Below are 24,310 nucleotides of genomic sequence, written 5' to 3'. Positions count from 1 at the left end.
TATTGAGTATAGCCCCCTGTTAACCGAATGCTAACCTGTTCGCCCTCATGGAAGTGACTACCACGCTTGCGCACCGTATCGACCATACGCTCCTCCGGCCCGACGCCACGCAGGCTGATATCGATAAGCTTTGCACTGAAGCTGCCCATTATGGGTTCGCCTCGGTTTGCGTGCCACCGTGCTTTGTGCGCCGGGCTACCGGCAAACTGGCCGGCTCTGGGGTGGCCGTGTGCACAGTGGTAGGTTTTCCGCTGGGGTATCAGTTGGCGAAGGTGAAATTCTTCGAAACGCATCAGGCCCTGAACGATGGCGCCAAGGAAATTGACATGGTGATGAACCTGGCGGCTTTCCATTCGGGGCAGTACACGGAGGTAGAGGAGGAAATCGGGGAAATAGCAGAACTTTGCCACCTGCGCGGTGCCAAGCTGAAAGTCATTATCGAAACCGCTCTACTCTCCGACGAGGAAATAGTGCTGGCTTGCCAGCTCTGCGCCGAGGCAGAGGTAGATTTCGTGAAGACTTCCACTGGCTATGCCAACCGAGGGGCTACGGTAGCAGATATCCGATTGATGCGTCGTCATTTGCCGGGCTCTATCCGTATTAAAGCCTCCGGGGGCATTCGTACCCGCGCGGCGGCGCTGGCCTTGGTTGCGGCCGGTGCCGACCGTATTGGCTCCTCTAACAGCATTGCCCTGCTGGACCTGCATGATGAAACGCCTATTCCGTAACGTGCTCCTGCTGCCGACTTTGTTCGTGGTGGCAGCTTGTGCCACCAATTCTCCCTCGGCACCCACTGCCTCTCGTTCCGATACCACCCGGCGCACGCCGGCCGAGGACCTAAGCAAGTACCGCCCCGTATTTGAAGCGCCTGCTACCACAGCTGCTACCCCAGCCTCGGCACCCAAAAAGCCGGTAGTGCCTACCAACCAGGTGAATGCACAGATTGAGCAGCGCTTGCGCGACCAAGCTGTTGCCAACCTGAACGTGAAGTATGCGCAAGGTTACCGCATTTTGGCCTACGCAGGCCTAGAGCGTGACCAAGCTATGGCCGTGCGGCGGTCCGTTATCAGCCGCTATCCTGAGGAAACAGATTACTTGACCTTCAAACAGCCGGTGTACCGGCTGTATATTGGCGACTACCTTACCCGCCTGGAAGCCGAGCAGGCGTTGTTGCGCCTCAAACCATTGGCTCCCAAAGCAGAGTTGCAGGCGGCGCAGGTGCTGTTGAGTAAAGGGGGGCAATAGGCGAGGTAGGGTAAAGCCAAACTTCGCCCTACTTTTGTGCACATGATTCAGCCCGAGAAAATTCAGCAACTGGCCGCCGCGTACGCTGCCGACGTCGTAGCCGTGCGGGAGCACCTGCACGCTCACCCCGAGCTTTCTTTCCAGGAAACCAATACGGTAGCCTACGTGGCGGAGCAGCTGCGCCAGTTGGGGTTAGACCCGCAGCCGGTAGCCGGTACGGGTTTGGTAGCTCTCATCGAAGGCCGCAACCCCGAAAGCCGGGTGGTAGCCCTACGGGCCGATATGGACGCCCTACCCATCCAGGAGCAGAACGAGGTGCCCTACAAATCGACCAACCCCGGCGTGATGCACGCTTGCGGGCACGACGTACACACAGCCTCTTTGCTGGGCGCGGCCCGCATTCTCACGCAAGTGCGCGACGAGTTTGAGGGTACTATCAAGCTACTATTTCAACCCGGCGAGGAATTACTACCCGGTGGCGCTTCGCTGATGATCAAGGATGGCGTGTTGGAAAACCCGCGGCCGCAGAGTGTGCTGGGCCAGCACGTGTTTCCGCATTTGCCAGCTGGCAAAATTGGGCTGCGGGCTGGGCGCTACATGGCCAGTACCGACGAACTGTACCTCACTGTGCGTGGCAAGGGCGGCCACGGCGCCATGCCCGAGCAAAACATCGACCCGGTGGTGGTAGCGGCCCACATTATTGTGGCGGCCCAGCAGATTGTGAGTCGGCGGGCCAGTCCTAAGCTGCCCTCGGTGCTGTCGTTTGGGAAGGTGATTGCCAACGGCGCTACCAACGTCATTCCCAATGAGGTGTATATCGAGGGAACGTTCCGGACCCTGAACGAAGAGTGGCGCAACGAGGCGCACCAGCACCTGCGTATGCTTTGCGAAGGCTTGGCTGCCAGCATGGGTGCCACCTGCGAGTTGGAAATCCGCCGCGGTTACCCCTACCTCGAAAACGAACCCCGACTCACGGCCCGCACCCGCCAAGCCGCCGAAGCCTACCTCGGCGCCGACAACGTGGTGGAACTAGACCAGTGGATGGCCGCCGAAGACTTTGCTTACTACTCACAGGTATCCGATGCCTGCTTCTACCGCCTGGGCACCCGCGCTGCCGACGGGCGCTACGCGGCCTCCGTACACACGCCAACCTTCGACATCGACAAGCAGGCTTTAGAGGTAGGGCCTGGCCTGATGGCGTGGCTGGCGCTGCACGAGTTGGCCGCGCTGCCAGCCAAATAAGTCGCTGCTGTTATATCCACCGTGTTTTATGAAATTCGCTATCCCCTTTGCCCTGCTGGCCGGGCTATTTCTACTGGCTACTAGCGCCGTTGCCCAGTACCGTACTGTGAACGATATACGCTTATTGCCACAGCTACAAGCCGAGTATGCACTGCATGGTGACGATTACCTGCTAGTGAGTCTGCGTAATTCTATCAATCCCACTAGCGATGGTGATGGATTGGAGCGGTTGGGTGTTTTATTGGGGTATGAGAAATTCTGGAATGCGCAATGGAGTGGCGGCGCTACATTGGGCGTGGATGCGTATTCTGTTTATCGTAACGGCAGTGATGTAAGCAGAGTCTATGCTGACCTTACGCCGGAGCTATTTGTGCGGCACTGGAATACGTTCGGCGGGTTTAATTTCCGGCAGCGTCTAGGCGTGACGTACGAAGTACTTGGTACACCGGGCAGCGAGAGCCGCGCTCAGACGAGCCTGCGCCTCGACTTGGATCGACTGGTGCCGGTAGGAGAACAGATAGTGCTGCGGCCACGTCTTGCATATCAGGCTACTGCTTACCTACGTTTCCAGCGTGACGAAGCTACTCAACTGAAAGAGCGGTTTATTGACTTCGGTTATGCCCGTGCGGAGGTAGGGATACGCCTCTCCAACCGCTTCGACTTTACCCCATGGTTTGGATATCAAACCACCTATATTTTCGCGTTAGCACGTTTAGATAAGGATGGGAACATTACCCGAGCGGCTGGAGCTAGTAACCTTATGACGCCCGTGCTAGGGCTGGATGCGCGCTTCACACTATTCCGGGGTGGTAGCATGTTTGAGCGGCGCCAGTTACCTACCCAACACTAGACAGAATAGTGACATTATGGCGTACGCTAGATTTTGATGAAAGTGCTTATATGAGTAGTATGGCTATTATATACTGAAAACATTTCATGCCTATGACTGCTATATTATTTATAATGAGACAAAAAGTCATTAAAATATAGCGCAGATAGCTATTGGTATAGAATTTATAGAATAGGGGTAGGAACACGATGTAGTTCCTCCTTAAACCTTAACTTCTACAGTACCAATATGGCAACTCTGCTTTATAACAACCTGCCCGCCCGCCGTCCGGCGCGCCCCTTCAATACGGTCTTCAACGAGCTGCTGCGCGAAACGCTGCCGGCTGCTACTGAGCCCGCCACTTCGTTTGTACCGAGCACTGATGTGCTGGAGTCGAAAGATGGTTATGAACTGGTGCTGGCAGTGCCCGGCGTGGCCAAAGACAGCCTGAGCCTCGATGTGGAGGAAGGCAAGCTCACCATCAAAGGAGAGCGCAAGGCCCCGGTGGCCGCCGAGGGCGAGGACAACGCCCCACGCTTCCGTCGGGTAGAAACCAGCTACGGCACATTCACTCGCAGCTTCCGCCTACCCGACACGGTGAATACCAAGGCCATTGTGGCTGATTTGACCGACGGCTTGTTGCACGTGCAACTGCCCTTCGACACCGACAAAGTGACCAAGCACCACATCGAAGTACGCTAGTTATTTGACTCAAGAAAAAGGCTCCGCACGGAGCTTTTTTCTTTGATATAGCGTTGTTTTAATGCAACCTATACCAAGCGGCTGGGCTCCTCCGTTAGCCAACCAAAACGGCTGGTCGTTCATGGTTTTGTCATTTAGAATTTCTACTTTAAGACTGTTTTCAATTTCCAACCCTCTTTCTATCCCATGCAAGCAAGACAAATGATGCTCGGCCTCGTAGGCTCCGCTATCCTGGGCGGGGGCGTGGCCGTGGGTGGTTACAAACTGCTGGAACCCACCGTGGACACCCCGCAGCAAGTGGTAGCCGCCGACCCCAATGTTCGTTATACCAGCGCACTGCGCTCTTCTAACTATGCCGTGCCCGAAGGCCTGAACTTCGTGGCTGCTGCCGCTTCCGTGACGCCCGCTGTGGTGCACGTGATGACAGAATACGCTCCGAAAATAAGCCAGGAACAAGGCGAGTCGGGTATGGACCCGTTCCTGCGTCAGTTCTTTGGTGAAGATATGCGGGGCTACCACCAGCAGCGCGGCCCGCAGATGGGCTCGGGCTCCGGAGTTATCATTGCCGCCAACGGCTACATCGTCACGAACAACCACGTGATTGAGAAGGCCGATAAGATTGAGGTGGTGATGGATGATAAGCGCAAGTTCAAAGCTAAGCTGGTAGGCGCCGACCCTACTACGGACATTGCCGTGCTGAAGGTGGAAGCCGACAACCTACCCTTCGTGCGCTACGGCAACTCCGACGACGTGAAGATTGGCGAGTGGGTATTGGCCGTGGGCAACCCCTTCAACCTGAATTCCACCGTCACAGCCGGTATTATCTCCGCCAAAGGCCGCAACATCAACATCCTGCGCCGCGAGGACAACATGGGCATCGAGTCGTTTTTGCAGACCGACGCCGTGGTGAATCCCGGTAACTCAGGCGGTGCGCTTGTGAATCTGAAAGGCGACTTGGTTGGCATTAACTCGGCCATTGCCTCGCACTCGGGTGCGTTTGAAGGCTATTCATTTGCCGTGCCTAGTTCTATTGTGAGCAAGGTGGTAGACGACTTGCTGAAGTACAAAGTGGTGCAACGCGCCCTGTTGGGTGTAAATATCCAGGAGGTGAATGCCCAACTGGCCGCCGAGAAGAAGTTGAGCAGCCTCAACGGGGTATATGTAGCCGGTGCCAACAAAGGAAGCGCCGCCGCCGCCGCGGGCTTGCAAGAGGGCGACATCATCACCTCTATCAACGGAGTAAGCGTGAATACCTCCTCGCAACTGCAAGAGCAGGTGGCCCGCTTCCGCCCCGGCGACAAGATAAAGGTAAGCTACCTGCGCGGCTCCGACACCCGCACTGCTACCGCTACCCTACATAACGCCACCGGCACCACCGATATCGTGCGCGAGGAAGTGGCCGCTGCCAGTGTGAAGTATGAAGGTGCTACCCTCAGTGCCGTATCGCGCCAGGAGGCCAGCAAGCTGGACCTGCAAGGTGGTGTGAAAATCACCGGCATTCGGAGCAGCAACTTCCGCCGCACGGGCATCGCCGATGGTTTCATCATCACGGAGATTGACAAGCACAAAGTATCCAAACCGCAAGATGTGCAACGCTACCTCGAAGCGGCCAAAGACAGCGAAGGCGTACTCCTGAAAGGCGTGTACCCCGACGGCCGCGAAGCCTACTACCCCATTGGGCAGGCCGGCTAAACAATGTCTTGCTTGTAACAAAACAGAAAGCTCCCAACCGCATGGTTGGGAGCTTTTTTTGTGACGGCAGGACTTCCGCACGAGTCGTTTGCCACGTTCGCAGATCATTCGTGCAACGTCAGCAGACGGCAACCAGTTAGACGCTTCTGGCGTTGGACCGGCAAACGACTCGTGCGGAAGTCTCGGAAGAAATAGATAGTAGGAGAGGCTTGATAGTAGCGGGATATTCTTCAATCAGGTGCTGCCTATTCCAGTAGCCATTCCATGGCCTTGCCTTCGTCGCACACTAGGTGCATCTGATACGCCTGGTGGGCAATGCCGTGGGCCAGGTAGCTCTGCTGCTCCGCGCTGGCCGCATACACCGCCATGCGTGCCGGAGAGCACAGCACCGACAGGCGTAGCGCCTGCGGAGCCAGCCGGGCGGCCGCGTGCGGGAAGAAGATACGGGTGGTCCAGTCGCCGAGCTGTGGGTCGAGGTGGGCGCGACGGCGCACGTCGAGCAGCCAGCGAGCCGTACCGTTCTGCTCGGCTACGGCCAGAATGGCCTCAAAGTCGGCTTGCAGGGTAGGGAAGGGCGCATCGTCGGGCCAGCGCACGATGAGGGACCCCAAGTCGGGGCGGTAGGCGAGGGAGCAGGTGGGGGCGTGCATAGGGGGTAAAAAAGAGGTGGGTTAGGTAATCTACGCATTTTGTTGAATATATTATTTCCCCTATTCTATTGCTCTGATGGACTTCTTGGCAGACAAATTAGCGCTTCGACCATTGAGCAGAAGCGCAAAACACAACCGTTGCGTGGCTTTATTGGTTAAGCACAGTTCAAGTTCAGCTGCCTACCTTCCCACATGTTTTCCCGCCTCTTGTTGCTCTTGTTGCTGACCTTGCCGGCCGCGCCGGCCGCTGCCTACTCGGTACTTACTCACCAGGCCGTTATCGATTCCACCTGGGACCAGCGCCTGGTGCCGCTGCTGCGTCAGCGCTACCCCGGTGCTGACTCCGTACAGCTCGCCGAAGCCAAAAGCTACGCCTATGGCGGCGCCATCATTCAGGACATGGGGTACTACCCGCTGGGCGTGGAGTTTTTCACCGACCTCACGCACTACGCACGCAGCGGCGACTTTGTGCGCAACCTCTTGCGGCAGGCTCGCACCCGCAACGAGTATGCCTTTGCCCTAGGCGCCCTCTCGCACTACGCCGCCGACAACGTGGGCCACCCCGAGGGCACCAACCAGATTATGCCCACCGTGTATGAGGACCTGCGCACCAGGTACGGCCCCGTAGTGACTTACGAAAACGCACCTATCCGCCACACCGAGTTGGAGTTTTCGTTTGATGTAGTACAAGTGGCTGCCGGCCGCTACCGCACCCAGGACTACCACAAGGCCATCGGGTTTCGGGTGAGCAAAGACGTGCTGGAACGGGCCTTTCAGCAGACGTATGGGCTGGAATTGGGGCAGGTGTTTCCAAACTTGGATGTGAGCGTGGCGTCGTTTCGGTTTGCTGTGAACCAACTGTTACCGGCTGCGGCGCGGGCGGCCTGGCATAGTCAGCGCAAGGAAATCCGGCGGGTGAGCCCGCGGGCGCGCCGTCGCGAGTACCTCTACAAGACCAACCGCCGCAAGTTTGAGCGCGAGTTTGGTACCAAGTACAAGAAGCCCGGTTTCGGGGCGCGGGTAGTGGCCAAGCTGATTAACCTGCTTCCCAAAATAGGTCCGTTGCAAACGTACGCCTTTGAGCTGCCCAGCCCGGCCGGCGAGCAGAAGTTTCGGCAGAGCTACCGCGCGGTATTGCGGGCGTACAGCATCCTCACCGCCGAGCTGCCCCGCGACACGGCCGCCCTCGACCCGCACCTGCTCAATACCAACCTCGACACCGGCCAGCCCATACGCCCTACCATCTACCATCTGGCCGACGCCACGTATGGCGAGCTGCTGCGCGAGCTACATAAGCATCATTTCGAGCACCTTTCACCTAGTCTGCGCTCCGAGTTGCTCACCTACTTCGTCCAGGGCGTGCCCACCCTGGCCCAACAAACCGACCAGCTCGGCGGCCACGACGCCGACGAAGACCAGCGCGAGTACCAGAAAGAGCGTAAAGAAACCGAAGAAGCGCTAGCAGCGCTACGGGCACTGGCGCCGTAGGGGTAGGGTAGGGCGATACGATGCAAAAGTCGGCTGTCATCCTGCGCTTGAAGGACCTTCTCACAGCAGAACGAGTCGTTGTTACGAGCATTATTCTTGCGTGAGAGAGGCTTTCGCAAGCGCAGAATGACAGGTAATTGTCAAGTAGTGTTACCTGCTTTTGTTATCGCCTATTCAGGTAGGAAAGCTAACAGATAGCCTTACGTCGCGCCGATGTTTGTTAGCTTTGTTATCCTACGTAAGACGTCCAGCGCAAGCAACGGCGTTTGTTCTCCCACCCCAACACCTCTACCCTTTCTGACATGAAACAAGCCCTCGAAGAAGCTGCCGCCACCGGCGCGGCCCCCGCACCCGAAGATCCGCATGGCATCCAAACGGTATTGCAGGAACTGGGCGTGCAGCCCGAAAACGCTGCCTATTCTACTGGCCGCTACTGGAGCAAGGTAGGCAACGGGCCACAGCGGGCCATCCACTCGCCCGCCGATGGGCAACTGATTGCGCAGGTGCAGCTGGCTACCCCCGAGGACTACGAGCAGGTAGTGAAAGCCGCTCAGGAAGCCTTCACGGCTTGGCGCCTGGTGCCTGCGCCCAAGCGCGGCGACGTGGTGCGACAAATCGGCAACAAGCTACGCGAGTACAAAGCGCCGCTGGGGAAGCTGGTGAGCTACGAGATGGGTAAGATTGAGCAAGAAGGCTTGGGCGAAGTGCAGGAAATGATTGATATCTGCGACTTTGCTGTGGGTCTTTCGCGGCAGTTGCACGGCTTCACGATGCACTCCGAGCGCCCCGCCCACCGCATGTATGACCAGTACCACCCGCTGGGCGTGGTAGGCATCATCTCTGCCTTCAACTTTCCGGTGGCCGTGTGGAGTTGGAACGCCATGCTGGCCGCTGTGTGCGGCGACGTGTGCATCTGGAAACCCTCCGAAAAGACGCCTCTGGTGGCGGTAGCCGTGCAGCGTCTAGTAGCACAGGTGCTCAAGGAAAACGACCTGCCCGAGGGCATCTTCAACCTGATTATCGGCGATGCGGGGGTAGGGGCAGCTATGGCCGCCGACGAACGGATTCCGCTGGTGTCGGCGACGGGCAGCACCCGCATGGGCAAGCAGGTAGGCGCGGCAGTGGGCGCCCGCTTGGGCAAGTCGCTGCTGGAGCTGGGCGGCAACAACGCCATTATCCTCACTGAGCACGCTGATCTGGATATTGCCATGCGCGCCGTGGTGTTTGGGGCGGTAGGTACGGCTGGGCAGCGCTGCACCACCACGCGCCGGCTCATCATCCACGACTCTATTTTTGAGGAAGTGCAGGCGCGCCTGCTCAACATCTACCCCAACCTACCCATTGGTCATCCCCTGGCCGATGGCACGTTGGTAGGTCCGCTCATCGACAAGCCAGCCGTGGAGGCCTTTACCAAGGCTCTGGCCAGCGTGCAACAGGAAGGCGGCACGGTGCTGGCCGGCGGCGACGTGCTAAGCGGCCCCGGCTACGAAACCGGTACCTATGTGCGCCCCGCGGTGGTATTGGCCGAAAACCACTACCACACGGTGCAGGAAGAAACCTTTGCCCCGATTCTCTACCTGATCCGGTACAGCGGCGACGTGCAGGAGGCCATTGCCCTGCAAAATGGCGTGCGTCAAGGTCTGTCGTCCAGCATTTTCACCCTCAACCTACGCGAAGCTGAAGCCTACCTGGCCGCCACCGGCTCCGACTGCGGCATTGCCAACGTGAACATTGGCACCTCGGGTGCTGAAATTGGGGGGGCCTTTGGCGGCGAAAAAGACACCGGCGGCGGCCGCGAGTCCGGCTCCGACGCCTGGAAAGTGTATATGCGCCGCCAGACCAACACCATTAACTACTCCCGCGAGCTGCCCCTGGCGCAGGGCATACGATTTGATGTATAAGGGTAGGGGCGGCTTGTAGCTGCCCGTGGTTGGGTGCAATAGCTTGTAAGCCAGCTGAAAAGTGGTGGTAGAGAAGTATTCCTACCCTCGCACTCTATTTTATACTGAATAGGAAACAACATTACTCCCCGTCGTGTATTCGGCGGGGATTTTGCCTGTTAGAAGGAAAGTGTCGGCCCTTGCAACCTTCCTCCTCAATCACTTGTCTTTCTCCTGCTTACCCGCTGAAACTAGCAGCTTAGCCCAGAATTTCGGATATTGGACAGCTAACCTGATTCCGAAACCCTGAACGTCTTTTGCATGGAAGCTTTCGCGTATACCGACATCAATGCCCCGCTTGTAGAACGCTGCCGCCTCGGCGACCGGCGTGCGCAGGCGGAGATTTATAAACGCTACTCGAAAGCCATGTTCAACGCTTCTTTGCGCATCACCGGCGACTTTGCCGAGGCCGAGGACGTGTTGCAGGAGGCGTTTCTGAGTGCGTTCCGGGAGCTGCACAGCTACAAGGGCGATTCGTCGTTTGGCTCCTGGCTGAAGCGCATCGTGATCAACAAAAGTATCAACTGCCTACGCAACCGTCGGCTGCAAGTGGTGCCTTTAGGAGAGCAGCACGACGCGGCCGGCAGCGACGCCGACAGCCACTTCTCGGAGGCCGATGCGCAGGAGTTGCACTGGCGTGCCGACGTGGTGCGCCGCTGCGTGCAGGAACTTCCCGACGGGTATCGGGTTGTACTCTCGCTGTACCTGCTCGAAGGCTACGACCATGCCGAAATAGCCGGTATTCTCGACATCACCGAATCAACTTCCAAATCACAGTATAGCCGGGCGCGTAAGAAGCTGTTAGAACTTGCCCGGCAACACGGATTGTAAAACCCCCGCGGCCCCAGACGCGTTATTCCACCACCCATCGTATACACAGCGGACAGTTGACCGTGGCCAGATGTGGCTGTGTAGCTCTATTGAGTATGAACAAGAACCCCAACGGATTAGAGGCTTTCGTGGAGCGGCATCGCGCCGACTTCGACGCGTTTGAGCCCCGCCCCGACTTATGGGACGACTTAGACCAAGCCCTGGATGCTCCGGCAACTCCAGCGCCTGCTCCCTTGCGCATTGTGGCAGATGATGCCCCGACGCAACCAGTTGCTACCTCTACCCATATTCCTGTAGCCGAAACACAGCCCATGCGTCGTCGCTATGCCTGGGCTGCTGCCTGCGCCGCTTTGCTGCTAGCCGGCAGTGGCTATTTTTGGCAGACTACCACCCGAAGCAGCTCCGACTGGGCCACCCAGTCAACAACTGCCAGTGCCTCTTCGGCAACAGCTGCTACCTCTGATTTGCCGCTTTACCTGGGCGGTGAGCCGATGGCGGTAGAAGCTTCTAATGCGCCGGCCCAGCGCCTAGCCACGGCCGTGCAGCGCATGGAAGCCTACTACGCCACTCAGATTCAGGAGCGTCAGGCTGATTTGCACGAACTGGAAACAGCCACCATTGCCACTCCCGACGCCGACTGGCGCCAGGAACTGACCTCGCTGGACTCTACCTACCGGCAGCTACGCGTGGAGCTGTACCGCAACCCCGAGCCCGATGTGGTGCTGGACGCCATGAACCGCAACCTGCAAATCCGGCTGGATATTCTGAACCAACAATTGCGTACACACGAGCAGGTACAAGCGTACGAGGAACCCTTTGCGCTAGCCGATAATCATCGTCGCAAATGAGCCACTGGTTTACACGTGCAGGCTGGGGTAGAACCCTGTGGACAGCGTTTTTGTGCGCAGGCGCCTCTTTGAGCTACGCCCAAACTGCGGAAACGACCGGGGAGTTCTACCGGCAGCCGGCTGCGGCCGAAGCAGCTACGGCCGCGCCCCAGCAAACGGTTCCTGCCCAAGGCACCACTACTGCCGTGCAAGGCGAAGCCCCGGCACAAGGTGAAACGCCTGCACAAGACCCCGGTGCTATTGCCGTAGAAAAGTCTCGCAAGCTGAGCCGCACGTTTGCTGCTGTGCCGGGCAAAACCTACGCCCTGGAAACTCGCTACGGCCGCGTGCAGATCAATACATGGAGCCGCAAGGAAATCCGGACGGATGTGGAAGTGATTACGCGTGCTTCGACGGATGAGAAAGCCCAGCAGCTCCAGGACATGATTCAGGTGCAGCTGTTGGCCAACGACCCGGCCACGGGCGGCGTGTCGGCCCGCTCGCGCTTTGGACTGATGCCTAAGGAATGCTGGAGCAAGCGCCGCATCTACGAGGTGAACTACACTATCTGGCTACCCAAAAACACGCCGCTGAAGCTCCAGAACACCTTCGGCGAAATCAGCATCAACGGTGACCTGACCGGTAGCACCGACTTGGCCGTGCACTACGGGCAACTGCGCGCTGGCCGTTTGGACGGCGCGCAAAATGCCGTGCGCGTAAGCAACGGCCAGGCCACTGTAGCCTACGCCCGCGCCGCTACCATCGACGCCTGCTACTCCCGTCTGCGCCTGAACGCGGGCAAGACCATTGAACTGCGCAACAACTATTCGGATATCGACATGGGTACGGTGCAGGACCTGACCGTGCACAGTAAGTACGGCGACGTAGTGCTGGGTACCGTGCATAGCCTCAGCGGCTCGTCGGGCTTCTCCAAGTTCAGCATCGACAAGCTCGACAACAAGCTGGACATGAAAGTGCAGTACTGCCCGGCTTTTGAGGTGCGTAACACGGGCAAGAACTTCCGCCAGATCAACCTCGACGGTGGCTATAGCACCTTCCTACTCAATTTTGCCGCCGATGCGGGCTTCAACTTCGATGTGAATACCGACCACGGCAAGCTGTTGGTTGACAAGGAGATGGTGAAAGTAGCCTCCGAAGAAAGCAACGAGGCCTCCAGCGATACGCAGGGTAGCTTTGGGGCGGTGCAGGCCCGCAACGCCAGCAACGTAAACATCAAAGTGCGCTACGGCAACGTCAGCTTCAACCGCTAAGGCGGTGTGCAATAGCAATACTAAGAACAAGAGAAAGGCCGGCTGTGAAGTCGGCCTTTTTTGTGTGACCTATAAGGTAGTACATGCGGCTGTGCTTTAATGATGCGCAGAGCAGATGCACTACCCCAAAATTTCATCTAAAACGCACGAACGGTTCAGGTTAGATGCCACAATAGTGATATTATTGTGGCAGTGATAATAGCCTTCGGGTTGATCCTGGTGCTTTATCAAGTAATTATAGTTCTATTCAGTTAGTTGAATGCGTAAGTTTACCCGTCCGGCCCTGGTGGCCCTATTGGTAGCGGCCGGTAGTGCGGCCCAGGCACAACAAACCACGCTGCCTACCCTCCCCAACTCCACACAAATTCTCCGCGACGCCGTAGCCCTGCACGACAAGGGCGACTATGCCGGCGCCATTGCCCAATACCGCACCGTGCCATCAAGCGACACGGCCTATGTGCGGGTACTAGGCGAGTTGAGCCTGTCGTACCTCTCCAACAAGCAGTATAAAGAGGCCGCCGATGTCAGCCGCCGGGCTATTGCCCTGCACACCAACGATGCGGAGCCCTACGTTATCCTGGCTGAAGCAGAAGAGCAGCAGGACCATATACCCGAAGCGTTGCAGGCCTACACCGAGGGCCTGCGCCGGTTTCCGTACAGCCAAACGCTGTGGTATAATCAGGGCGTCACGCAGAAAAATAAGGGCCGCTACGCCGAGGCGCTGGCCAGCTTGCAGCGTAGCCTGGAGCTGAACCCTACCCACGCCAACAGTCACTTTCTACTGGGTGGTTTGGCAGCACAGCAAGGGCAGACAGCGCGGGCTATGCTTAGCCTGATGACTTACCTGGCGATTCGGCCTGATACAGAGCAGAGCAATGGTGTGCTGGTGTCGCTGGAGCAACTGGCAACGGGCACGCTGGAAGTGGAGGAAAAGGAACGCGTGAAGCCCTTTGTGCCAAACGAAGCCTTTCAGGAGCTGGATTTGCTGCTGAACTCCAAAGTAGCCCTACGCAACGACTACACCTCTAAGGTGAAATTTAATGCGAACGTGGTGAAGCAGTTGCAGCTGCTGGTAGAGAAGTTTCCGGCGGCTACCGGCGCGGCGGCCGAGTCGGATTTCTGGCTGCGCACGTATGGGCCGCTGGTGTCTACCCTGCGCAAGAACGACAACCTCACGGCCTTCACCTACCTTATTCTTATGTCAGCCGATGATAAGAAGCCGGCACAGTGGGTAAAGTCGAACAAGAAAAAGGTGGAAGCCCTGGGCAGCGCCAGCGCCGACGCGCTCAACGAGCTGCGGGCCTACCAGGTGGTGCAGCGCCAGGGCAAGCCCGTTCGGATGAAAGCCTGGTACGACAGTGAAGGCAGCCTCGATGGGTTTGGGGAAGGCGAAGTAGGCAAAGACGGCAAAATGCACCTGCGCGGCGACTGGACGATGGTGCAGGCGCCCGGTTACGTAGTGTCGGAAGGGGCTTTTTCGCCGAATGGGGAGCGCACAGGTACGTGGCACGAGTATTACGACAACGGCCAGCTGCATAAGGTACTGGACTACGCGGCGGGCAAGCAGGAGGGCTCGTACAAAGAATATTTCGACAACGGCGAGCTATCAGTTGAGGGAGCCTACCGCAATGGAGAGCCCGAGGGCGACGCCAAACTGTATTATTACTGCGGCATTGTGCGCGAGGTGCGGCCCTACCGCAACGGCGCCATCAACGGGGAAGCTGTTTTCTACTATGCCGATGGTAAAGTAAGACGCCGCGAGCAGTACAAAGCCGACAAGCAGGACGGCCCCGAAACCGCCTACTACCCCGACGGCACCGTGGAGTACCGCTACGCCTACCTCGACGGTAAGTTGAATGGTCCTTTTGAAGTGTTTGGTCCGCAAAAAAATCTGGAGAAGAAGGGCGCCTACGAAAAGGGCGAGTTGCACGGCGCCTACACCGATTACCACCCCAACGGGCAAGTGCACAACGCCGGCACATTCGCCCAGGGCAAGCGCACGGGCACATGGCGCGAGTTCTACGCCGATGGCAAGCCCAGCACCGAAATCAGCTACGACAACGCGGGCGAGTTGCACGGGCCCTACCGCGACTTCGACGAGGACGGCAAACTGTTCGCGGAGTTCACCTACGACCACGGCCGCGTAACGCGCACCGCCTACCTCGACAAAGCCGGCAAAACCATCAACCAGACCGACGTGGCCCGAAAAGGCAAAACCACCATCCAGGGCTTCCGCCCCGACGGTACGCCCAGCCTGACTGGCACCTACACCGATGGCCTGATGGAAGGCGAGTGGCGCTGGCTGCACCGCAGCGGTACCCCCTCCAAGGTGCGCCACTACACCCAGGGCAAGCAAGAGGGTTTGGAGGAAAGCTACTTCGTGAATGGCCGGGTGCAGGCCCGCCAGCAGTACCACAACGACGAGGCCGACGGCTACTACGAAACGTTTTACATGGACGGTCAGCCCCGCCGCAACGGCTTCTACCAGCGTGGGCAGCAGCAGGGGCCGTGGCACGACTACTACGCCGATGGCCGCCTGAGCGAAACCTACAACTTCCTCAACGGTGACCTGAATGGCCTGTCGCAGAGCTACGCGCCTACCGGGCAGCTCACCAAAGAAAAGCAGTATGAACAAGACCGCTTGGTGCAGATAACCGCCTACGACTCTACCGGGCAAGTGCTGAGCCACGTGGCGCTGACGCCCAAAACCAAGAGCTATACGCTGGCCTACCTCGGTGGCAAGCCTTTGTTCAAAACCGACATCAACTGCTTTACCGAGACGGGCCAGGCCGTGTGGTACACGCCCACGGGCCAGGTGCAGTACGCCACCACCCGCGACCGAGACCAGAATGCCGGCCCCCACCGCGCCTACCACCCCAACGGCAAGCTGGCCGCCGAGGGCCAGTTCCACCACGGCGTGCGGGTAGGACCGTGGAAAATGTACTACCCCTCCGGCGCCCTGCTTAGCACCGGCACCTACGACAATGGCGACTTGGTGGGGGAGTGGCTTACGTATTTTGAAGACGGCAAAGTGGAGTACCGCACCACCTACGCCGGGGGCGAGCGGCACGGCCCCACGCTCAGCTACAACCGCCTGGGCGAGCTGATGCTGGAGAAAGTATACGAGAACGGCCTACCCGTGCGCTACCGCGGCCCCGGCCCCGACGGCCGCCCAACCGGCGAGTACAAGCCCGTGCCGGTAACCGGCTCCCTGAAAACAACCTTCGCCAACGGCAAAACGGCCGCCGAGGAAACCTACCGCCAGGGCGATACGGAAGGCGCCCGCACCTACTACTACAGCACCGGGCAGGTGTACCGCCGAATTCAGCATAAAGATGGGGTATTAAGCGGGTTGCTCACCACGTACTACCCCACTGGCAAGCCTTTTGAAGAGGAGCAATATCAGCACGATAAGCTGCACGGCCGGAGCCGCTACTACCGCCCCGACGGCACGCCGGAGCGCGAAGAAACCTACCGTTGCGGCGAAAAATGCGGTCCAACTATTTACTATAACACTCAGGGAAAGCCCACCAAAATGGACGTCTACTGGGATACTTACGTGTATGGCAGCAAGTGATTATTACCGTCGGGGCAGCCTGTGGGCGCTGCTGGCGCTGGGCCTGGTAACTGGCGCCCGCGCCCAGCAGCCCTTGCAGCTGCTAACCCAGATGAAGGAGCAGTATCCCACCGAAAAAGCGGTGTATCTGGAGTATCGGCAGGACCTGAACGTGACGCTGAAGGGCGACTCGGTACAGGTGCTCACGCGCCACCACTATGATATGCTGCACCTGGGGGCGCAGTCGAGCATGTACGCCAACGACAAGGTATACAGCTCGCACTTCAGCCGGTTGCAGAAGCTGGAAGCCCAAACTATGGTGCCCGTCGGCAATGGCTACAAGGCCATGAAGGTGACCAGCTTCAAGGAGAAGTTTGAGATGCAGCCCGGTATTTTCTTCGACGATACACGGGCCACTACCTTCAGCTTTCCGGCCGTGGCGCCCGGCGTGCGCACCGTGAGCGACTACACCGTGCGCCAGCCCGACGCCCGGTTTATGATGCCCTTCTACGTGGGCTCCTACGTACCTACCCGCCACGCCGAGCTGACCATTACGGCACCCAAAGCGGTGAAAATCAACTACAAGGTTTTTCACGCCGAGCAAACGCCCATTCAGTTCACCCGGCAGGAGAAGGGCGGCAACGTTATCTACCGCTGGACGGCTGATAACCTACCCAGCCCACCCCGCGACGAGGATGGCCCGGCGGCGGCCTACTACCTGCCGCACATTGTGTACTATGTAGAAGAAGCGCCGGCTGCCGGTCAGCCGCGCAAAGTGCTGGGTGGGGTAGAGGACCTGTACGCCATGTACTCCGGCTTCACGGCCAACGTGGACAAGCAGGAAAGCCCTGCCCTGCGCCACATTGTCGACTCGCTGGTGGTAGGAGCCAAGACCGAGCAGGAGCGCGTGCGCCGAGTGTACTACTGGGTGCAGGACAACGTGCGCTACGTGGCCTTCGAGAACGGCATGAGCGGCTTTATTCCGCGCGACGCCGGGCTGGTGTGCGGCAAGCGCTACGGCGACTGCAAGGACATGGCCAACCTCACGCACGAGATGCTGCGTATGGCCGGCGTGAAGTCCTACCTCACCTGGATTGGCACCCGCGACCTACCCTACCGCTACTCCGAGTTGGCCACGCCCGGCGTGGATAACCATATGATTGCGGCCTACGAGCCGAAGCCGGGGCAGTACGTATTTCTGGATGCCACCAGCAAATACACGCCCTTCGGGATGCCTTCGGCCTTTATTCAGGGCAAGGAAGCTCTGCTGGCCGTGGATGCCAAGCAGTGTAAAGTAGCCACCGTGCCTGTGATGCCCAAGGAGCGCAACCTCGTCAGCGACGTGTCGCAGGTGGTGCTGGAGGGCAACGGGCTGCGCGGTAAAGGCAAGCTGGCGCTGGATGGCTACCCCAAGGTAGAGCGTTCCTACGCCCTCGACGGCACCAACAAAACCGACGAGGCCAAGTACGTGAAGGCCCTGCTGGAGCGCGGCAACAACAAGTTTTTCGTGGATAAATACGCCGTCGGCAACCTCGATACCCGCGAGCAGCCGCTCACTATCGACTACGAGTACCGCTTGCAGGACTACGTGCAGCAGCTCGACGACGAAATCTACGTGAACCTGAACCTGGAGCAGCCCTACGCCGCCGACCGCATCGACCCGGCCACGCGCCGCTTGCCTCGCGTGAACGAGTACGCGCACACCAACCACACCCGCACCGAGTTTGAAATTCCGGCCGGCTACGAGGTGGAATACCTGCCCACTAACGCCGAAGCCACCGACCCGGTGCTGGGCTTCAAGATTCGCTATGAGCGCCAGGGCAACAAAATTGTGCAGGAAAAGGACGTGTACGTGGACTACCTCATGCTCCAGCCCAGCCAGTTTGCGCAGTGGAACGCCGTCATCGATAAACTCAACGCCGCCTACCGCGACGCCCTGATTCTTAAGAAGAAAAAAGCCTAAGCGTTACGAGTTGCCAGTACACTCGCAACTCATAACTGGCAACTCGTAACGTACAATTCGCAACGCTATGTATTCTCGTCCGATTCGCTCTTTCGTACTTTTTCTAACCGTATTGTTACCGGCTGCGGCGCAGGCGCAAAGCCTGCCGGCTTCGCTCACGTATGCCACCTATAACTGGGAGACGCAGCGCAAGCGCCTACCCGTGAGCGGCGACGATGCCCAGCTGCCCGCCCTTGTGTTGCGGGAGTTCAGCGCCAACGAGTTTGCCTATACTGATGCGCAGCGCAAAAACCTGCGGCTGTTTTCTATCGACCACCGGATTATCCGGGTGAACACGTCGGAGGGGATTGAGCAATTCAACAAAATCTACGTGCCGGTGCAGGACGGTGCACGCATCGTGACCTTGAAGGCCCGCACCATCAGTCCCCGCGGCGAGGTGGTGGAAGTGAGTGAGGGCAACATGAAAGAGCTGAAGGACGACGATGGTACCCGCAACTACAAAATCTTCGCGCTGGATGGCGTGGAGAAGGGCAGCGAAATCGAGTACATCTTTATGCGGGAGCGGCCCGGCACGTTCTTCGGGCGCGAATACCTGCAATCGGGTATTCCGGCCCGCGACGTCACGTTTGAACTGATTTCGCCCGCCACGCTCACCTTCGAAACCCGGCTCTACCACGCCCCGGCCGGTGCCCAGCACGATACCGTGCGCCAGGAAAAGCGCATCACGCACGTACACCTACCCGCCGTGGTAGCCAGCCACGACGAAACCTTTGCCGCGCCCAAAGCCGAGCTGATGCGCGCCGAATATAAGCTAGCCTACAACGCTGCCCGCGGCAGTGCCCGCCTGTTCACCTGGGCCGATGCCAGCCAGTACATCCACGGCACGACCTACACCCTGAGCAAGGACGAGAATAAGGCTCTGGACAAGCTGATGAAGCAGTTGCCTGTGCCGGCTGGCGCCGACGTAGCCGCAAAAATCACGGCCGCCGAGCAGTACCTGAAAAGTAATTTCAACCTCGATCCGGCCGCCGAGCCTTCGCTGACGCGCATTATCACCACGCGCAACGCCTCGGAGGTAGGCTTCACGCGGTTGTTTGCGGCCGTGCTGCGCCGCTTGTACGTGGAGCATGAGCTGGTGCTGACTTCGGACCGCAGCGACGCGCCCTTCGACGAAGGCTTCGACAGCTGGAACTACCTCAGCAACTACGCCTTCTATTTCCCTGCCACCAAGCAGTACCTGGCCCCGGCCCGCCCCGACTACCGCTACGGCATGATTCCGGCTGAGTGGACGGCCAATAAGGGCTTGTTTGTGAAGACCGTGAAGCTGGGCACTACCGAGTCGGCCGTGGGTATGGTGCGCGACATCCCTACCCTCACCGCCGACGAGAGTCCCAACGACCTGGCCATGACCGTGCGTTTTTCGCCGGCGCTGGACAAGACGCTTATCGACTTTCACGAAACGCTGGGCGGCTACCAGGCGCAGCCCATCCAGCCGTTCTACAGCTTCATTCCGGAGGATAAACGGACGGAAGTATTGCAGGAACTGGTGAAAAGCAACGTGCCCAACGCCAGCTTCACCTCGGTGAAAGTAACCAACGGCGAAGCCGGCCTGAGCGCCCTGACGAAGCCTTTCGTGGTAGACGCGCAGGTGGAATCGGCGGATTTGCTGGACCGGGCCGGACCGAAGTACCTGTTCAAAATTGGGACGCTGCTGGGGCCGCAGTCGGAGCTGTACCAGGCCGAAGCCCGGCAGTACGACGTAGAAAATGATTTCAACCGCCGCTACAACCGCGTAATTACCGTGGAGCTGCCGGCCGGCTATGCCGTGCGCAACCTGCAAGACCTGAACGTAGACGTGAAAACCGGCCCCACGGCCGCGCCATCTTACCTGTTCCGCTCGCAGTACGAGCAGAAAGGCCAGACAGTCACCATCAACATCACGGAGTATTACCGCGAAATCCGGTGGCCAAAGAAAGACTTTGAAGCGTTCCGAGACGTGTTAAACGCAGCCGCTAATTTCAATAAGGTGGTGTTGGTGCTGGAAAAGAAAGGCTGATTCTCACGGCTCATTACAAACTCGCTCGGCTGTGCAGAGTGAGCTTTTTGCTTGCGGGCTCACGCCCCGAAACCGACGTAGTGGGTGTTCTGGTCCGTGCAGTATATTGGAAAGCCGGCGCACTCGCTGGCTTTCTGTTTTTCGTCATGCCAAAGTTAAACCAATGCCCATATCATTGTTGTCACCTTCCCTGCTCACCGCTTATGCCCTGCGTCTGCGCCCCGGCGACGACCTGCGTCAGCAACTAACCACCACCGTGCGGGCGCTGGGTATGCAGGCCGGGGCTGTGCTTACCTGTGTGGGCAGTCTCACCACGGTGGTGCTGCGCCTAGCCAATCAGGACGTAGCTACCACCTACCACGGCCACTTCGAGATAGTATCGCTGGTGGGTACGCTGGCCGAGAGCGGCAGCCACTTGCACCTGGCTGTGGCCGATAGTACGGGCCGCATGATAGGTGGACATTTGCTGGATGGCAACATCATATACACCACCGCCGAGCTGGTGCTAGGCGTGCTGCCGGCGCTGGTCTTTCGGCGGGAGCCAGACGTGATTTCCTCCTATCACGAACTGGCGATTTACCCAGCCGGAGCGGCTCCCGAAAAGCCGTAACTTCCCGGCTTTCTCTCACTTTGCTCATGGCTGATTCCTCGCATAGTTCGGCCCTGGTGCTCTCGGCGGCCCAGCAAGCTTTCAAGCGCAACATTCTGAATCCGTGGAAGCTGCGGTTGTTTCTGTTACGCAGCCTGCCCATGGCCTACCTGGCCGGGCTGCGGGTGCGGAGCCTCACGGCGGAGCAGGCCACCGTCACGGTGCCCTTCAAGTATCTCACGCAGAATCCGTTTCGGAGCATCTACTTTGCTTGCTTGAGCATGGCCGCCGAGCTGGCTAGCGGGGTACAGGCCATGCTGCGCACACAAGGTGCAGGTAGGGTGTCGATGCTGGTGGTAGGGCTGGAAGCGGAATTCACTAAGAAAGCCACTGGCCTCGTTACCTTCACTTGCCCCGATGGCGCGGCCATTGCCCAGGCCATTGCCGACAGCCGCGCTACCGGCGAAGGCCGTACGGTGGTGTGCACCAGCACCGGCCACGATGCGGCCGGCGACGTGGTAGCCGTGTTCCGGGTACGGTGGTCGTTCCGGGCGAAGTAGTCCTTTGTAAGAAAATGTGGGGAGGCAAACGATACCGATAGGTTATGATGCCCCGCAAGGGTAGGGAAGGGTAGTAAAGCTGCGCGGTTTCTGCGTATTTGCTGCTTTCCACCTCTATTGCTCTCTATGCGTTTCTCTCATTCCTACTTGCTACTCGGCGCCGTGCTGGGCTTGGCCGCCTGCGAATCCAACACGACCAAGCAGCCCGAAACCGCCGCTTCTACCACCACGACTACCTCTGCCGATTCGACCAAGTACCTGTCGCAGCCGCTGGTGCGCGACATTTATACGGCCGACCCGTCGGCGCATGTGTTCAACGGCAAAATCTACGTGTATCCCTCGCACGATATCGAGACGGGCATGCCGGAAAACGACAACGGCGACCATTTTGCCATGCGCGACTACCACATTCTGTCGATGGACAGCGTGGGTGGGAAGGTAACTGACCACGGCGTGGCCCTCGATGTCAAGGATGTTCCCTGGGCAAAACGCCAGATGTGGGCGCCCGATGCGGCGTTCAAAAACGGCACCTACTACCTGTACTTCCCGGTGAAGGACAAGCAGGATATTTTCCGTATTGGGGTAGCTACCAGCACTTCGCCCACCGGCCCGTTCAAGGCCGAGCCGCAGCCCATCAAAGGCAGCTACAGCATCGACCCGGCCGTATTTACGGACACCGACGGCAAGACCTACATGTACTTCGGTGGTATTTGGGGCGGGCAGCTCCAGCGCTGGCGCACGGCGCAGTACGACTCGACGATAGCGCCCAGCCAGCCAGCGCAAGAGGTGGCCATTGGCCCCCGCGTGGCTACGATGAGTGCCGATATGAAGGAGTTTGCCGGCCCGGTGAAGGAATTGCAGATTCTGGGCAAAGACGGCAAGCCGCTGCTAGCCGGCGACACCGAAAAACGCTTCTTTGAGGGCATCTGGATGCACAAGTACAACGGCAAGTACTACCTGTCGTACTCCACCGGTGACACGCACTTGTTGGTGTATGCCACCAGCGACTCGCCTACCGGCCCCTTCACCTACCAGGGCGTTATCATGGAGCCCGTGCAAGGCTGGACCACTCACCACTCCATCATCGAAAAAGACGGCAAGTGGTATATCTTCTACCACGACACCCAACTCTCTGATAAAACCTGGCTGCGCAACGTGAAAGTGACCGAGCTACAGCGCAACCCCGATGGCAGCATCCAGACTATCAAACCGATGAAGTAGATAGTAAAGTTGTGAGTTCGTGAAGTTGTGAAGTAAAAAAGCGTCTGTCATCCTGAGCGGAGCGAAGGACCTTATGCCAGTTGAACGACCATCGTAGCAACGACTCGTTCTGACGTGATAAGGTCCTTCGCTCCGCTCAGGATGACAGACGCTCTTTTTACCTCACATTCACAAACTCACCATTTCACTACTCCTCCTCCAAGCTCTCCTTGGTTAATACATCCACTAAGCCATCCTCACTGACCACAATAGCCATGCAAGGGTAGGGGGAGCTTTGCACGTAGCGGATGGCGGAATTGTAGCGGGCGCCGCGGGTGCTGTTGCCGCGCCCGGTGGCCGTGCCATCCAGAATCACACCGATGGAATAACAGTATGACTCGGGGTCGAGGAGTACGGCGCCGTCGATGGCTGTGACGAGGCGGGTGATGAGGGGCGTGAGCGGCACTGGCTCGATGAGCGTGCATTGCAGCTTCAGGCGGTCGGCTTCGGCTAGGGCTTCGGTGGTGATGACGAGCAGTGTGCCGTGCTTCTGGCGGCTGGCTTCGGCGGCCACCTCCCACAGGCGCTCTACCTTCTCGGGGTTGGTAAGGTCGAAAGTGCGGCGCAGCTCCTTGCGGAAGCTGCTGCGGTTGAGGCGTGCCCGCGCCAGGCTGGGCTGCCCGTAGTGCGTGCGCATCAGCACCTTACCCGCGTGCTGAAACTCCCAGGCATAGTGCGTCACGAAGCTGATAACGAACAAATCTTCGCGGCTGGCGTCGTAGTGGCCGATTTGCCGACCCAGGGCGTACACGTTTTCGCCGTCGGCGAGTAGGCTCACGTCGGGCGTGGTCATTTCCAGGAGCTTGCGCACGGCCCGGTAGTCGCTGAGCGGGGTAGGGCAGGTGAGGGCAAACACCTCTTCCAGGTTGGGGTGGTGCCGGGCGGCCAGCATCATTTTGCCTACCCCTTCCATGCCCTCGTAGCGGAGCGAGGAAATAGTGTTGAGCGTGGCGTACAGCTTGGCTTCGGCCTTGCTGATGCCCAGGTCCTGCGCAGGCGTCTGCATAAACAGCGTACCGGCGGCACGCACCAGCTCGTCGGTTTCGCGGGGACGGACCAGCAAGCCCGCGCCGGGCTCCGGTTCACTCAGCGACTTAGCGCATTCCTCATGAAAACGAATAATAGCCGCCTGAATCAGCGACGGTATCACGGGCCGGCCATTGGTATAGAAACGGTCGGGGCGGAGGGTAGGGTGGCGGCGCACCGTTTTGCGGTTGAGCTGGAGCACAGGCACCACATGGTAGTCGTTGATAAGTACCGGCCATCCGGCAAAAGATGCGCGGGTGAGGTGGACTTTATCATGCTCGTCCAGAATTTCCTGAACGGCGAGGCGCAGCACATACCCTTCGTAGCGCCGCCGAACGGGCTCCTCAGGCGTTTGCTCGGTACGCTCGGTCAGAATCCAGCTGCCGCGGTCGTGCAGGTGCTGGCAGCGCGTGTGCACATCGGAAAAAGTAGACGGGTCGTACTCTGAGGTATCGGAGCCCAATAGTGAGGCCAGTCCGGTAGCGTTGTCGATGGCTGGTACGGCCAGCAGTTGCACGCGCGGCTGCAAGTCTTCGTCTAGAGCATCAAATACGCCATCGGCCATTGTCTGAGCAGCCTGGCG

General features: G+C 58.9%; 19 protein-coding genes. 17 read left to right on the top strand and 2 right to left on the bottom strand.

Annotation, left to right across the window (positions count from 1 at the left end):
* The first annotated feature begins 47 nt into the window (after positions 1 to 47).
* The 6 genes from deoC to KYK14_RS02890 all read left to right on the top strand — a co-directional run bounded on the left by deoC (position 48) and on the right by KYK14_RS02890 (position 5,710).
* A complete protein-coding gene (deoC, locus tag KYK14_RS02915; protein WP_185281326.1) occupies positions 48 to 728 on the top strand; it encodes a deoxyribose-phosphate aldolase in 681 nt (226 codons plus the stop codon).
* Positions 706 to 1,245, top strand: a complete 540-nt coding sequence (locus KYK14_RS02910) for an SPOR domain-containing protein (RefSeq protein WP_219156780.1) — start codon at positions 706 to 708, stop codon at positions 1,243 to 1,245. Before deoC ends, KYK14_RS02910 begins: the two co-directional genes overlap by 23 nt.
* 42 nt (positions 1,246 to 1,287) lie before the next feature.
* Positions 1,288 to 2,487 (top strand): M20 metallopeptidase family protein, encoded by a 1,200-nt coding sequence (locus KYK14_RS02905; RefSeq protein ID WP_219156778.1) that lies wholly within the window; start codon positions 1,288 to 1,290, stop codon positions 2,485 to 2,487.
* A 28-nt stretch (positions 2,488 to 2,515) separates the two neighbouring features.
* Positions 2,516 to 3,337, top strand: coding sequence for a hypothetical protein (locus KYK14_RS02900; protein ID WP_219156776.1), 822 nt, complete (start codon positions 2,516 to 2,518; stop codon positions 3,335 to 3,337).
* Between the two features lie 228 nt (positions 3,338 to 3,565).
* Positions 3,566 to 4,018 carry an Hsp20/alpha crystallin family protein gene (locus KYK14_RS02895; protein ID WP_208309100.1) on the top strand — a complete coding sequence of 151 codons (453 nt, stop codon included), beginning with the start codon at positions 3,566 to 3,568 and terminating at the stop codon, positions 4,016 to 4,018.
* A 186-nt stretch (positions 4,019 to 4,204) separates the two neighbouring features.
* Positions 4,205 to 5,710 carry a Do family serine endopeptidase gene (locus KYK14_RS02890; RefSeq protein WP_185281321.1) on the top strand — a complete coding sequence of 502 codons (1,506 nt, stop codon included), beginning with the start codon at positions 4,205 to 4,207 and terminating at the stop codon, positions 5,708 to 5,710.
* A 245-nt stretch (positions 5,711 to 5,955) separates the two neighbouring features.
* On the opposite strand, the gene KYK14_RS02885 is transcribed toward KYK14_RS02890, so the two are convergent.
* On the bottom strand, positions 5,956 to 6,360 hold the full coding sequence (locus tag KYK14_RS02885) for a hypothetical protein (protein ID WP_185281320.1): 405 nt from the start codon (positions 6,358 to 6,360) through the stop codon (positions 5,956 to 5,958).
* A gap of 192 nt (positions 6,361 to 6,552) precedes the next feature.
* Here KYK14_RS02885 and KYK14_RS02880 point away from each other — a divergent pair, with 192 nt between their 5' ends.
* The 11 genes from KYK14_RS02880 to KYK14_RS02830 all read left to right on the top strand — a co-directional run bounded on the left by KYK14_RS02880 (position 6,553) and on the right by KYK14_RS02830 (position 22,662).
* A complete protein-coding gene (locus KYK14_RS02880; RefSeq protein ID WP_219156774.1) occupies positions 6,553 to 7,848 on the top strand; it encodes a zinc dependent phospholipase C family protein in 1,296 nt (431 codons plus the stop codon).
* A gap of 302 nt (positions 7,849 to 8,150) precedes the next feature.
* Positions 8,151 to 9,749: an L-piperidine-6-carboxylate dehydrogenase gene (gene amaB / locus KYK14_RS02875; protein ID WP_219156772.1), complete on the top strand. Its 1,599-nt coding sequence runs from the start codon at positions 8,151 to 8,153 to the stop codon at positions 9,747 to 9,749.
* Positions 9,750 to 10,049: 300 nt separating this feature from the next.
* Positions 10,050 to 10,619, top strand: coding sequence for an RNA polymerase sigma factor (locus KYK14_RS02870; RefSeq protein WP_185281317.1), 570 nt, complete (start codon positions 10,050 to 10,052; stop codon positions 10,617 to 10,619).
* Between the two features lie 95 nt (positions 10,620 to 10,714).
* On the top strand, positions 10,715 to 11,467 hold the full coding sequence (locus KYK14_RS02865) for a hypothetical protein (protein ID WP_219156770.1): 753 nt from the start codon (positions 10,715 to 10,717) through the stop codon (positions 11,465 to 11,467).
* 68 nt (positions 11,468 to 11,535) lie between these two features.
* Positions 11,536 to 12,717, top strand: a complete 1,182-nt coding sequence (locus tag KYK14_RS02860; protein ID WP_219156768.1) for a hypothetical protein — start codon at positions 11,536 to 11,538, stop codon at positions 12,715 to 12,717.
* A gap of 259 nt (positions 12,718 to 12,976) precedes the next feature.
* Positions 12,977 to 16,294 carry a toxin-antitoxin system YwqK family antitoxin gene (locus KYK14_RS02855; RefSeq protein WP_219156766.1) on the top strand — a complete coding sequence of 1,106 codons (3,318 nt, stop codon included), beginning with the start codon at positions 12,977 to 12,979 and terminating at the stop codon, positions 16,292 to 16,294.
* Positions 16,281 to 18,236 carry a DUF3857 domain-containing protein gene (locus KYK14_RS02850; protein WP_219156764.1) on the top strand — a complete coding sequence of 652 codons (1,956 nt, stop codon included), beginning with the start codon at positions 16,281 to 16,283 and terminating at the stop codon, positions 18,234 to 18,236. The genes KYK14_RS02855 and KYK14_RS02850 overlap by 14 nt, the downstream gene beginning before the upstream one ends.
* Before the next feature lie 67 nt (positions 18,237 to 18,303).
* Entirely contained in the window at positions 18,304 to 20,292 is a 1,989-nt protein-coding gene (locus tag KYK14_RS02845; protein ID WP_219156762.1) for a DUF3857 domain-containing protein, read from the top strand.
* 163 nt (positions 20,293 to 20,455) lie between these two features.
* The gene (locus KYK14_RS02840) at positions 20,456 to 20,902 is read left to right on the top strand and encodes a PPC domain-containing DNA-binding protein (RefSeq protein ID WP_185281310.1); all 447 of its coding nucleotides are present in this window, start codon (positions 20,456 to 20,458) and stop codon (positions 20,900 to 20,902) included.
* A 26-nt stretch (positions 20,903 to 20,928) separates the two neighbouring features.
* On the top strand, positions 20,929 to 21,441 hold the full coding sequence (locus KYK14_RS02835; protein ID WP_219156760.1) for a DUF4442 domain-containing protein: 513 nt from the start codon (positions 20,929 to 20,931) through the stop codon (positions 21,439 to 21,441).
* A 126-nt stretch (positions 21,442 to 21,567) separates the two neighbouring features.
* Positions 21,568 to 22,662, top strand: a complete 1,095-nt coding sequence (locus tag KYK14_RS02830; protein WP_219156758.1) for a glycoside hydrolase family 43 protein — start codon at positions 21,568 to 21,570, stop codon at positions 22,660 to 22,662.
* Positions 22,663 to 22,849: 187 nt separating this feature from the next.
* On the opposite strand, the gene KYK14_RS02825 is transcribed toward KYK14_RS02830, so the two are convergent.
* Positions 22,850 to 24,310 (bottom strand): DNA integrity scanning protein DisA nucleotide-binding domain protein (locus KYK14_RS02825; RefSeq protein WP_219156756.1); only part of this gene is annotated, 1,461 nt, incomplete at its 5' end.

It is taken from the genome of Hymenobacter profundi, assembly GCF_019334315.1.
Taxonomy (GTDB): Bacteria; Bacteroidota; Bacteroidia; order Cytophagales; family Hymenobacteraceae; genus Hymenobacter; species Hymenobacter profundi.
Note: the sequence above shows the minus strand (reverse complement) of the source record. Positions and strands in the feature narration are given on the sequence as shown.

What these genes read in the sequence shown, in the direction of transcription:
- KYK14_RS02900 (WP_219156776.1), top strand. Translation starts at nt 2,516, where the DNA reads ATGAAATTCGCTATCCCCTTTGCCCTGCTGGCCGGGCTATTTCTACTG.
- KYK14_RS02850 (WP_219156764.1), top strand. Translation starts at nt 16,281, where the DNA reads ATGGCAGCAAGTGATTATTACCGTCGGGGCAGCCTGTGGGCGCTGCTG.
- KYK14_RS02910 (WP_219156780.1), top strand. Translation starts at nt 706, where the DNA reads ATGATGAAACGCCTATTCCGTAACGTGCTCCTGCTGCCGACTTTGTTC.
- KYK14_RS02895 (WP_208309100.1), top strand. Translation starts at nt 3,566, where the DNA reads ATGGCAACTCTGCTTTATAACAACCTGCCCGCCCGCCGTCCGGCGCGC.
- amaB (WP_219156772.1), top strand. Translation starts at nt 8,151, where the DNA reads ATGAAACAAGCCCTCGAAGAAGCTGCCGCCACCGGCGCGGCCCCCGCA.
- KYK14_RS02830 (WP_219156758.1), top strand. Translation starts at nt 21,568, where the DNA reads ATGCGTTTCTCTCATTCCTACTTGCTACTCGGCGCCGTGCTGGGCTTG.
- KYK14_RS02905 (WP_219156778.1), top strand. Translation starts at nt 1,288, where the DNA reads ATGATTCAGCCCGAGAAAATTCAGCAACTGGCCGCCGCGTACGCTGCC.
- KYK14_RS02855 (WP_219156766.1), top strand. Translation starts at nt 12,977, where the DNA reads ATGCGTAAGTTTACCCGTCCGGCCCTGGTGGCCCTATTGGTAGCGGCC.
- KYK14_RS02890 (WP_185281321.1), top strand. Translation starts at nt 4,205, where the DNA reads ATGCAAGCAAGACAAATGATGCTCGGCCTCGTAGGCTCCGCTATCCTG.
- KYK14_RS02840 (WP_185281310.1), top strand. Translation starts at nt 20,456, where the DNA reads ATGCCCATATCATTGTTGTCACCTTCCCTGCTCACCGCTTATGCCCTG.
- deoC (WP_185281326.1), top strand. Translation starts at nt 48, where the DNA reads ATGGAAGTGACTACCACGCTTGCGCACCGTATCGACCATACGCTCCTC.
- KYK14_RS02870 (WP_185281317.1), top strand. Translation starts at nt 10,050, where the DNA reads ATGGAAGCTTTCGCGTATACCGACATCAATGCCCCGCTTGTAGAACGC.
- KYK14_RS02835 (WP_219156760.1), top strand. Translation starts at nt 20,929, where the DNA reads ATGGCTGATTCCTCGCATAGTTCGGCCCTGGTGCTCTCGGCGGCCCAG.
- KYK14_RS02845 (WP_219156762.1), top strand. Translation starts at nt 18,304, where the DNA reads ATGTATTCTCGTCCGATTCGCTCTTTCGTACTTTTTCTAACCGTATTG.
- KYK14_RS02885 (WP_185281320.1), bottom strand. Translation starts at nt 6,360, where the DNA reads ATGCACGCCCCCACCTGCTCCCTCGCCTACCGCCCCGACTTGGGGTCC.
- KYK14_RS02865 (WP_219156770.1), top strand. Translation starts at nt 10,715, where the DNA reads ATGAACAAGAACCCCAACGGATTAGAGGCTTTCGTGGAGCGGCATCGC.
- KYK14_RS02880 (WP_219156774.1), top strand. Translation starts at nt 6,553, where the DNA reads ATGTTTTCCCGCCTCTTGTTGCTCTTGTTGCTGACCTTGCCGGCCGCG.